At 35.1% G+C, this 12,072-nt stretch carries 8 protein-coding genes; 5 read left to right on the plus strand and 3 right to left on the minus strand.

From position 1 onward, the window contains the following. Window positions 1–1,001: DUF4347 domain-containing protein (locus F6K22_RS15020; protein WP_293099036.1), on the minus strand; the 1,001-nt coding region annotated here is incomplete at its 3' end. A 1,795-nt stretch (window positions 1,002–2,796) separates the two neighbouring features. Here F6K22_RS15020 and F6K22_RS15025 point away from each other — a divergent pair. Then, window positions 2,797–3,183 carry a VOC family protein gene (locus F6K22_RS15025; protein ID WP_293099038.1) on the plus strand — a complete coding sequence of 129 codons (387 nt, stop codon included), beginning with the start codon at window positions 2,797–2,799 and terminating at the stop codon, window positions 3,181–3,183. 215 nt (window positions 3,184–3,398) lie between these two features. After that, window positions 3,399–4,709: a recombinase family protein gene (locus F6K22_RS15030; RefSeq protein WP_293099041.1), complete on the plus strand. Its 1,311-nt coding sequence runs from the start codon at window positions 3,399–3,401 to the stop codon at window positions 4,707–4,709. Window positions 4,710–4,902: 193 nt separating this feature from the next. Here F6K22_RS15030 and F6K22_RS15035 read toward each other — a convergent pair whose 3' ends face one another. After that, on the minus strand, window positions 4,903–6,369 hold the full coding sequence (locus tag F6K22_RS15035; protein WP_293099044.1) for a hypothetical protein: 1,467 nt from the start codon (window positions 6,367–6,369) through the stop codon (window positions 4,903–4,905). A 946-nt stretch (window positions 6,370–7,315) separates the two neighbouring features. On the opposite strand from F6K22_RS15035, the gene F6K22_RS15040 reads away from it, so the two are divergent. The 3 genes from F6K22_RS15040 (at window position 7,316) to F6K22_RS15050 (ending at window position 11,562) form a co-directional block, all read left to right on the plus strand. Further along, window positions 7,316–9,142, plus strand: a complete 1,827-nt coding sequence (locus F6K22_RS15040; protein ID WP_293099047.1) for a glycosyltransferase family 39 protein — start codon at window positions 7,316–7,318, stop codon at window positions 9,140–9,142. 221 nt (window positions 9,143–9,363) lie between these two features. Beyond that, on the plus strand, window positions 9,364–10,020 hold the full coding sequence (locus F6K22_RS15045) for a hypothetical protein (protein WP_293099049.1): 657 nt from the start codon (window positions 9,364–9,366) through the stop codon (window positions 10,018–10,020). An 825-nt stretch (window positions 10,021–10,845) separates the two neighbouring features. Next, complete coding sequence (locus tag F6K22_RS15050; protein ID WP_293099051.1) at window positions 10,846–11,562, plus strand: hypothetical protein; 717 nt, start codon at window positions 10,846–10,848, stop codon at window positions 11,560–11,562. 276 nt (window positions 11,563–11,838) lie between these two features. On the opposite strand, the gene F6K22_RS15055 is transcribed toward F6K22_RS15050, so the two are convergent. Beyond that, the coding region (locus tag F6K22_RS15055; RefSeq protein WP_293099054.1) for a hypothetical protein at window positions 11,839–12,072 on the minus strand (234 nt) is incomplete at its 5' end.

Consider the following 12,072-nt stretch of genomic DNA (forward strand, 5'->3'; position numbering starts at 1 on the left):
GTTGTTGCTGTTACCGGGTTATCAAGATTGATTCTACGTATTGATGTTTTAATGTCTCTGTTGGTTATCCATAAATTATTGTCTTGGTCTATATCTCCAGCAGTAGGCCTTCGAGCAAGAGTAACTGTAAAAATCTCCGAATCAGTTACATCTGTAGTAACTGTACCATCATTCTTAACATACTCAACAGTACCAGTTGAGTTGATTCTCAGAAGTTTCTGCTCACCATCTCTAACTTCAAAACCATAGATGTAGTCATCATTAGGGTTATAACCTGCTGCATTATACCTTGGTGTACTACCAGCAACTTCACCAACACTCTCATAACCTCCTGTTAATGGGTTAAGTCTAAAAAGTTGATCGTAAGGGTCAGCAGGAACAGGGTTAGTGTTAATAACTTGGAATAAGGCAGGTTTTTTCTCAAATGGATCTAGAACATAATTCCATTGTTGTTGTGTCTCCTGTGTGAAAGGTACATCTACCTCCAACTCACCTCTAATAACCTCCAGCTCCCAGTCACCACCCAAAGCAACATTACCAGTTGGCGTTGCGGTCGCAGCAATATTTGCACCTGTAATTTTGCGGAGTTGTGCCAAAAATTCTGTACCAGCATCTCCCGCAGCTACATTACAACCGTAGAGCAATAAATTGGTTACTGACCAAATTTCTAACTCTTGGCAATAATCATTATTAATACTATTAATATTTAATTGACTATTACCCAAATGTAAACATCCAGGGGTACCATGAGAGACTATATGTATAGATGATATGTGAGGATATTTTTTAATAACTCTAGTAATCTGCTGGACACCATCTGAAGTACGACGAATAATAACTACTTTTGTTCCTGGTAAAACTCCATTAGCTAAACCCTGGTAATCCTCTACAGAGGAGTCTATAAATACTATTTGTTGTAGAGATTCTAGTTGACTAGAGATATCAATTAATTTGATAGATGTTTTAGCAGATACGGATTGGTAGATGTTAACTTTAGACATTAAAATATACTCCCTAGAAATGGTAGATGTTGATTTATTAAGCTTTTCTATTATAGAACAATCTTAAGTAATTTTTCAGAAGGACTTAACCTGACGAAAATTAATCCAGTCAGATTTTTCTCATAATTAATACAAGAGTTCTATATAGGCAAATTTATTGACTCGGTGTCTGGTATTCCCAGAATTAAATTATCAGCCAAATGTAGCATTTTTAACATTTTTCATATTGTCAATAGGCGGATAATTTACAAAACAAATAAGCATAGCAGTCCTGAGCATTCTGACTTGAAACATTGGAAAATTTCAATTAATAGAATGTTCAGTATAATGATGATCGCAAAAATATTTTGATCCGCTATTAATACCCTCTTAAAAAAGGAAAAACTTATCTGGACTCTTTTTTAAGAGAATAGTTCATTAATGGATAATGGATAATTACCTCTCCCTTTTAGGGCTATGCTTTATAAACATCTTTCTTAACATAAAATGTAGACAAAAAAGAGAAGTTATGTATAAGTCCTTTGAAAGGCTTTTTTCTCACACTCAGTGTATTGAATTAGATATTTTTTTGAGAAATGCACCCCAAGATTCTGACTTCCCCCTCTTCCCCCTCTTCCCCCTCTTCCCCCTCTCCCCACCCTCCCACAAGGTTTTCAGGAGTTCCTTATAAGGGATAGCTTTTAGGGAGAGGTAAGACGCGGTAGGGAAAAAATTTATTTCTCTTGGTTGATTGGATATGGCGAGGTTTCCCGCTCTTGCAGAGCCGCTGCGCTAACGCCATCCCATCCTAGGTCATGCTCCGCAAACAACCGCTTTTTCCCTTTTATTGGGGAGGCTAACAAAGCTGAATTATTTAATTATTTAATTATTTAATTATTTAATTATTTAATTATTAATTCTTCGGTAATAGCAGTTCTAGGAGTTCTGACTCAAAGCATAGGAATATAGTAATTAATATATCATTATAACAAAAATATTTTGATCCGCTATAATATCCTCTTAAAAAAGGAAAAACTTATCCGGACTCTTTTTTAAGAGAATAGGTAATAGCAGTTCTAGGAGTTCTGACTTAAAGCATAGGAATATAGTAATTAATATATCATTATAACAAAAATATTTTGATCCGCTATAATATCCTCTTAAAAAAGGAAAAATTTATCCGGACTCTTTTTTAAGAGAATAGGTAATAGCAGTTCTAGGAGTTCTGACTTAAAGCATAGGAATATAGTAATTAATATATCATTATAACAAAAATATTTTGATCCGCTATAATAGTCTCTTAAGAAAGGAAAAATTTATTCGGACTCTTTTTTAAATAAATAGGCATTAGTTGGTAGTGGGAGCGCCCCATCACAAGGATATAGAGCAATATTAAGTTTTTGTTTGTTGTAGGGCTTTAGCCTATGAAATATCTATACTTAGGGCTAAAGCCTTACTACAAGCTTTAATTATAACTATTCAACTGGAAATGATAAAATAGGGTTAGACATGATTTCGATAGCTAAGACTTTGAACGGCTTTGAATAGTAGTTCTAATTGTTCAGGAGTCATAGTAATATACCTTCTTTTTTGATATTCCTTAATAAGGGACTATTTTGGTCATTGAACTGATTTTTATCGATAAAAAGGTATAATACAAGTTTGATAAATGTTTACTACGAATCTCTGTTCCCTGTTCCCAGTTAAGTGTTAAGTGTTCCCTATTCCCTGTTCCCTGTTGCCTATAACTAGAGTTTTGTAACATTATTTTTGAAAATTGGTACAATATAATTAAAAATTAATCTAGAAAAGATTTATGCAAATAACTCAATCTCTCCATGCTGCTCTGTTAGTTTCAGACCTAGAAAAAACCGAACATTTCTACGGCCAAATTCTCGGTCTGGCAAAAGCCGATCGCTCCCGTAATTTTCCTGGTACCTGGTATCAAATTGGCAACTTCCAAATACATCTGATAGTATCCTCAGAAATAATTCCCGATCTAGTTAATTTAGAAAAATTAGGCAGAAACAGACATTTAGCATTTTCAGTCGCTAACTTAGATAATGCCAAAGCACAACTACTAGCAAATAATTGCCCAGTTCAAATGAGTGCTTCCGGTCGTGCTGCATTATTTACCCAAGACCCCGATGGTAATATTATAGAATTACAAGAGAGTAGGGAAGAGGAGGTTATGGGAAGATGAGGAGATTGGGAGATTGGGAAGAGTTAAAAAATGTTGATTCCCTCAGTTGTATCGGATTAACCTGGAATCTTAAGGACGATCAATGTTTACTATAAATACTCGGTATAGCGTCTCTCAAGTTACTGAGGTACAGTTGTTTTTCTTCTTTTTATTCCCTGTTTCCCAAATTACTACTCTCCTACTCCCTACTCCCTACTCCCTACTCCCTACTCACAATGAAAATTATTGCCTATTCATACACAAACCCTCTGTTTGAAACTGCACCAGACCGCACAACTTGGGGATGGGAAGTTGACGAGATATATCAAGACCTAGGCGATCGCCAACAACTCGGACAACTCCTCCAAGACTCTCACACCCAACCTGTTAATTATCTCCTAATTCGGCAACTCGAAGAATTAGGAGACTCTGTAGAGGAAGTGTGCGATCGCCTCACCAAACTCGAGTCTCTCAACATTAAAATTATCCCCATCAAATCAGATATTAAAATCAACCAAGACCAAACTACCAGCACCCAAGCAACCAAAACTGACCTACTCAAACTCCTCAACCAAATTCGCCAAAACCAACATAGTCGGAAAATTCGTCAAGCTCACGCTCGCAACCGCATTAAAGCGATACCCCCACCAGGCAAAGCACCCTACGGATACCGCCGGGGGAAAGACCGCTACACTCTCGACAGAAGCGCCGCCCCTGTTGTCAAAGACTTTTTTGAAAGCTTTCTGTTATTTGGGTCTCTGCGCGGTGCCGTTCGTCATATTGAGAAAAAGTATGGCAAAAAAATTTCTGTCACCACTGGACGACGTTGGTTAACTAACCCGGTCTATCGTGGTGACTTACAATATCAAAATGGTGAAGTCATATCTAACACCCATCTTCCCATTATTTCTAGAGAAGAAGCTGCCCAAGTCGAACGTTTGCTCCGACGCAACCGCCGAATGCCACCGCGCACTGCCAGCGCCCCCCATTCTCTGGCAGGTTTAGTTATCTGTACAGAATGTGAGTCTCCAATGATTACGGCAAGAGTCACCACATTTCGGAAAGACAAAGAATATCTTTATTTGCGGCCTAAAAGTTGCCCCCGCAAACGAAAATGTAAAGCTTTAGCTTATCAAAAAATTTTAGAGCAAACTATAGAAATAATTTGTCGAGAGTTACCTGTTGCTGTTGCTGCTTTAGAAATGCCAAATATGGATGGAATTAAGAGTAAGATTAAACAGAATATTTCTGAGAAACAAGAGATTCTTTCCCAACTGCCAAATTTAATAACTAATGGAATTTTTGACCAAGAAACTGCTGAACTCCGTACTTACAAATTAAAAACAGAAATTGCTCAATTGGAAAGGCAACTTAATCAACTACCACCAGTCAATTTATTAGAGACTGCCAAAGCAGTTTCCATACCCGAATTTTGGTGGGATTTATCTGAATCAGAACGCAGATTTTACTTGCGGGAATTTATCAGCAAAATAGAAATTATTCGTCAAGATACAAGTTGGCATTTACAAGTTATTTTTATTTTTTAGTCAGGGATTAGGGAGTAGGGAGTAGGGAGTAGGGGCGATTCGCGAATCGCCCGTACGGGAGTAGGGGAGATTAAATATTGAAGTTATACCAAGGGTGAAAGCTAATTGAAGCCATTCATTCTGACTCCTGACTTCTGACTCCTGACTCCTAAGCTGATAGCTAATAGCTGAGCGCTGAATGCTTAAATAACACCTATTTTTTCATCTCAAAAATCTTTTTCAATAAATTAAACCAAAAATCAGCTCCCATAGATATTGCAATTCCACTAACTATCCAACCGAATAATTTTTTCAATCCTGCTAAATAAATAGATAGTTTATTTTCATTTGTGTTAGAGTTTCTCTGTTGACCCCAACCAATAGGAAGTTCTAACCGATTTAAAGCTTGATTTACCTGACCTTGAATCCTTTCTAATTCTTCCTCATTTAGATTATCATTAGCTTGATTGACTAACTCCTCAGAATAACTACTAATAGTTGCTCGCAGCAAAGAATCTTTTGATAAATCATCCATTATATAAAATGTATCAACATTAGCAGCCATAGCAATAGTAAAACCAATCAAAAAAGCAACACCTTTAGCATTACGTTTGTATACACCAGCAGCTCTTTCCATCCCATTATCAAACCATTGCTCAATTTCTTTCTGAAATTGATGAAAAGCATCACCTGTTTCTCCAATTTTTGTAGTCGCTTGTTTTGCTAAAATATATAAACTTTTTTGCAAAGATTCAGGAAGTAAATCAACCATCTCCTTGACTTTTTTATATATCCTTCCTTTTTTACCTTCCAACTCTGCAGAAGCAGATTCTCCCATTTCTAGCAGCTTCCTCCAGAACTTTAATAGATTAGAAAAACTTGGCTCCATATCAGCAATCAAGACTTGTTTTTCCTGGGGATTTACTAATACTCGCCTCAGTAAAATCATTTTCTTACTAAATTCAGAATGAGCTATTGCTGGCAAATATTTTACAGTGTTTTTTGTATATAAATTTAGTCTATCTAATACTCTATCTAAGGTCAAATTTAAACTTGCTAAATTATTTTTATAGTTATGAGAAATTTGCTGAAATTCTTGCAATAAAGTCTTATATTCATCTTTAATTAGGGGCTTTATGGTAGAGTCTTCTAGATTCAATTCATATAAAATTTTCTTGATTTTGACCAAGGTTTTATTCAGAAAATCTTCTAGTTTATACTCACTAATTGTTTTCATTGATTCTTGGATTTGTAAAGTATCAATCAAACTAGCAGCAAAAGCATTTGATGGAATATGAGAAGGAGCAGTTTTTTCTGTACCAAAAATATTTTCAATTCCAGTTCTCATTTGAATTAAACTACCAATACTTTCAACAATTTTCCGAAATCCTCTCTCTATTGGACCTTTGCCACCACTGTAGTTAAGATTTTTGATTAATTGATTTTGATATAAAGAATTGGTTAGCTTTTGTATTTTGTCTAATTGTGGATTTGATTGGGAACTATAGTTGTTAATATGAAGTCCGCCAGCAATTAACTCTTCAATTGATTTTTTTAAGTGAATAGCTCGCCATTGCAAAATTATTGTTATAATTCCTTGAATTTGACTGGCTAGTAAACTGAAACTAAGGTAAATAAAGATTAAACCAATGATAATATCTAAAATTATAGGTAAGTTCATGTTAATTTGATTAGTGACTAAAAAACAATTTGATTCTAAATTACCAAAATTATAGGTTGTTTGTGCATCAAAGGTTATACAAGCATTCTCCCCTGGGAAGTTTCAATTATGATGGAATGTCCTATGTTTGGCCATGAGATATCTTTATAACCATGAAAAAATCAGTAAAGGGAGTCATATCAAATCCGGTAGTATTGGTTTAATTAGATAAAGAGTGTGGGGAGGGTCCGGAGATGGGGAGATAAAAAAAGATTTGGCAATGGTTTTTTATGGAACATTTTTTTATACCGAATTAAGAGACTGTTTGTAAAGGAAATATAAAAAGGAGATAGGGAACAGGGGAGACTTAACTGGGAACACTTAACTGGGGAAAGGGAGTGGGGAGTAGGGAGTAGGGAGTAGTAATTCTTGTTCCGTAGCAGTAGATAAAGAAGAAAACAACTGTATCTCACAAAGGCTGAGAAACGCTATATAGCAATCAGGAATGATTTTGATAGATATTTAAGAACAATTAAGATCGATCAAAATTCTTTTATATTCTGACTCTTGATTCCTGACTCCTAATTACTACTAAAATCTTACAACTGAAATATGATTGCTAGAAATTTTGACAAATAGAATCAAATATCTTAGTAATATCTAAATAGGGCTGGCTGATTAAATATCAAAGCACTATTCAATAAAGGTTTGAAGAATTTTAGGTACTGAAAAAGTACCAGCTTTTCGGTTGATGGAGGGGAAAAAGTGAGCCTAAACGGGGTAATTATGACAGAAAAACTAAGGAGCAATTATGAATGACCACCTCTTCTACAACTCCCGTAAATCCTAACTCTTAACTACTCCCTACTCCCTATTCCCTACTCCCTACCCTATCAAAAAGACTTTCCATACGCAAACCCTAAATAATTATGACGAGTTAACTGTTAACAAGATTTAACCGATATAGATGAAAAAAAACAACATTAAACTGCTACTTAAAAATCAATGGTTTCACATAATAATATTATTATGCTGGCTCATAATAGGGATTATACTCCGCAGCACAAATTTAGCTGATAAATCTGCCTCATCAACTGAAATTGCTACATTGGGTTATAGCTTGGGGCATAGCTTTTTTGACCTACCGTTAGATCGAGTTATAACCCTTAATCAATTGCTCTCACCTTTGCAATTTGAATTAACTTCTACTCCCACCGATGTAATTCATCAGCTACTGAGTGAGGATACTCATCCTCCAGTCTATTTTGTAATAAATCATTTGTGGTTTAACTTATTCAGCACTGATGGAGAAATAGTTTCTCTCACCGTAGGGCGATCGCTCAGTGCTATTTTCGGAGTAGCTGCTATTCCGGCAATTTTTGGCTTGGGTTGGTTGGCGTTTTCCCCATTAGTAGGTCATATAGCAGCCGCATTAATGGCTATTTCTCCTTATGGGATCTATCTGGCTCAAGAATCTCGACATCACACCCTGACTATTTTATGGATTATTGCTTCTGTGACTTGTTTGATAGCAATAATACCCTATCTCGAAAAACGCAGGATATTTCCAATTTGGCTGGGATGTCTTTGGGTTACTATCAATAGTTTAGGAATTGCCACTCATTATATTTTTATCTTGGTGTTAGCTATAGAAGGATTAGTTATTGGTGGTTTTTGGTTGAGAGATATACAAAACCGATTTCAAAGTTATTGGTGGCGAATTTATCTAGTTGGTCTGGGAACGTTTATTGGTTGTTTGGTTTGGTTACCTGTAGTGATGGGTGTTGCCAATAATCAACTTACTGAGTGGATTTCAACTAGCTTCGATCTTGATCAAATTTGGTATCCTATCCCTCGTTTGTTAGCTTGGATATTAACAATGGTCTGGCTTTTGCCTATTGAAGGAACAAGTTTATTTGTGACTATTTTATCTGGAGTCATACTTTTAATTGCCTTAGTTTGGGTTGCTCCTAATTTATGGCAAGCTGCGAGATCACAGATGAATGCTATTGAAAACCGTTTGTCTTTTCAGGTTTTTATCAGTTTTTTTGTCGGAGCGATAGCTTTATTTTTGGTTATCATTTACGGTATGGGTAGAGATTTATCTCTTGCTGCTCGCTATCAGTTTGTTTATTTTCCTGTTGTCATTATTTTATTAGCTGCAATATTGGCGAAATGTTGGAATAATTTGGCAAACCAGACAGAGGTGGAAAATATTTTTTCTGAAAAAGAGATAGGGAAAATAAAAGATGGAGGAGCAACAAAAAAAGATTTAATTTTTACTTTTGCCACAAGTACAACAAGTATAATTTCTGCCAATTTCAAACAGATTAACAAAAGAGTTGTGATTGTAGTTTTGTTAATGGGTTTATGCGGTAGCTTAACGGTAGTTAACAACTATGGGTATCAAAGATCGCGACGTGCAGACCTTCTGGTTGAGGTGATTAAAACACAATCTAAATACTCGCCTTTAGTTGCGACAACTTATAAAACCCATGCAGAAATTCGTGCTTTAATTGCACTTGGTCTGGAGTTTAAACGCCAAGAAGATAAAACTAAGAACGCCGATTTTTTTCAACCTCAATTTTTATTAGTTAAAAGACAACAAAATCAAAAATTAACTCCAGATTCAACTTTGGCTAAATTTCTCTCTAAAACATCACGACCAGTTGATTTATGGGGAGTTAATTTAAAAGTAGAAAAAAGTGATTTAGAAACTTTTAATTGCCGAAAATATTCTGGTTCCCAACCTAAAGTTAATGGTTATCGTTATAAATTGTATAATTGTCGTTAATTTTGTTCATGTCAGAATTTTCAATCTATCAAATCCCACTTTTAGCTTTTGAATTTTGACGTAAGTATTTAGCTGAATACTTCTCATCTAATATCATTTCTGGTTTAATAGTTATAATTAAAGTTCGTAGTAGGGCTTCAGCCCTAAGTCATAGATAGGGCTGAAGCCCTACTACAAACCTATGCGGAAACGGTATAACACCTTATTTTTTGTTATTTCAGATGATTAATTTATCTCCAAAACAGGTTATTAGATTCTTAATATTTATTATTATTGGCTTGAGTATAACAAGTATTATAGGACAGTTTTTTGAATATTATATCCAGCATGATTCTCAAGAACTAATTGATAAACTAAACGTAGATGGAGAATATACTATTCCTTCATTATTTTCTTCTTTTAGTTTACTTTCTTGCTCAGTTATTCTGGGGTTAATTTCCCGTAAAAAATTGCAAAACAAAGATAAATATACTCGCAAGTGGATAGGCTTGTCTGTCATATTTTTCTACCTGGCACTTGATGAAACAATTAGCTTGCACGAACAACTAATTCATCCTCTAAGAAAACTGCTGAATGCCACAGGAATATTTTATTACACTTGGGTAATTCCAGGATTAATATTAGTTATTGCTGTGGCATTGATTTATTGGAAATTTGTTCAGGCTTTACCTCCAAAAATCAAATATCTATTTTTTCTATCTGCAATATTTTATGTTGGAGGTGCAATTGGCATGGAAATGATTAATGGATATTACTCTTATTTATATGATAGTGAGATGTTTGTTTATGAAATATTGGTAACAATTGAAGAATTTTTTGAGATGTTAGGAGTTGTTGTATTTATTTATGCGCTTCTTTGCTATCTAAAATTAGATTGAATTGATGATTTATATCATGTCCGGATGAACAGTTATAAATAATTAAGGAGTCATCAGGAGACAGGAGTCAGTCCTCAGGAGTCAGGAAAAATAAGTAGCTAGCCATAATTAAATAGAAAACATTCTGTACTATAAAGTCTAGGTTTTCCTCAGATGCCAGTCTATGGCATTTTATAACTTTTTTTGCCTACCTACTTAAGTGTTTTTATCACGCTCTTATCCGGACATGGTATTAAAGTTTGATATTATAAATACCTTGGCGTAATTAAATTTCACTATGTCATTGTGACTGGAAGGGAGTGGAAGGTTTGCGGAGCATTCCAGAACGCAAAGCAATCTCAATAGTTTTTGCTGATTTATATTTTGTTATACCAATTTCATAAAATATTGCTACATTCACGAAACAGGTAATAGGTATGGAGGGAATAGGGAAAAGATAAGAAGAAAAAATTAATATATATGAATATGATAACTTCTATATTAGACTTCTTGCAGAAGTCAGGGAATAGAGAATAGGGAATTAGGTATGGAGGGAGATGAAATTGTTTATTGTATATATTGAATTGATTTAATTAAAACTTTTGCCAGAGGTATATTCTATACTTTTAAGGAATACCTCAATTCTCACATCTGATTCCTGATTGCTATATCTACCTAATTATCTGGTTAAATAGTTATAAATAACCAGGGAAGAGTAGGATATTTCCTTATATTCAATTCCCTTACGGTTTTAACCAGAGGTAATTATCCATTATCCATTATCCATTAATTAACTCTTATCTTTTTTTCTTCCTTATTACTTTTTCCTAATTCAGGTTTGATTCAATGAAGTTTAAAATTACAATTTCTCCTTTTCATGTTGCTAAATACTTAACCTTGGGCATAATATTCTTAACTATATGCAGCATCGCTATTCAGATAGGTAAATACGTTTTTGATTACCGCGAACCCTGGACAAGAATATTTAACCTTGACCGAGAAATGAATATTCCCACTTGGTATTCAGGTTTAATGTTAGTATCTTGTGGATTAATTATTCGTGGCATTTTTTCTATCAAAAAATCAGAGTCTGACCGTTGGTGGCGACAGTGGCGAACTCTCTCAATTATCTTTTTTGTATTAGCAATTGATGAAATAGCTAGTATCCATGAAATTTTGATTATTGATGATTTAGCAGATGCTTTAAATCTTCCGAGTTTCTGGCATTCTGTCTGGGTAATTCCCGGAACAATTTTAGTTGCTATTTTTATCTGGAAATATTGGAAATTTATGTTGTATTTACCAAAGCAGTTAAAACGATATTTTATAATTGCTATTAGTTTATATATTGGTGGTGCATTGGGTATGGAAATGGTTGGAAGTTACTATGATGGAATTGATGGTCAGCAAAATTTAGTTTATGCAATGTTAGCTACAATAGAAGAAGTAATGGAAATGATGGGATGTGTGATTTTTATCTATGGGTTATTAACTTATTTAGGTGAGTTAAGTCCAGGAATACAAATTAACTTTCAGATTAAAAATAAAGATTTAGTTGAATAATTAATAATTCGCTCTTCTGTAATAGAAGGATTGGCGCTCAAGGAATTTTTTTTCTTTTTTCTCTATACCTTAATTTTTCGGCGTTGCTGAATTAAGGGATGAAACTTTTGGGAATAGGTAAATCCCATATTTTACTTCCTCTTTCTCCAAAACTACAATTCAGATCAAATCCGGATAACTACTGTACTCAAGTCCGCAGCGACTGGAACGGAGTGGAAAGAAGCAATCTCAGAGATGCGCGGAGATTGCTTCCGCTTCGTCGCTGCGGACGACTGTTCAACCGGATTCTATATGATCCCACAAATATGCAACGCCAATTTTTCGGTAATAGGATATAGCGTTACATACAAGTAGGGGTGATTCGCGAATCACCCCGACACCGCGAATCACTCCTACACCGCGAATCACCCCGACACCGCGAATCACCCCGACACCGCGAATCACCCCGACACCGCGAATCACCCCGACACCGCGAATCACCCCGACACCGCGAATCACCCCGACACCGCG

It is taken from the genome of Okeania sp. SIO2F4 (assembly GCF_010672385.1).
Lineage (GTDB): Bacteria > Cyanobacteriota > Cyanobacteriia > Cyanobacteriales > Microcoleaceae > Trichodesmium.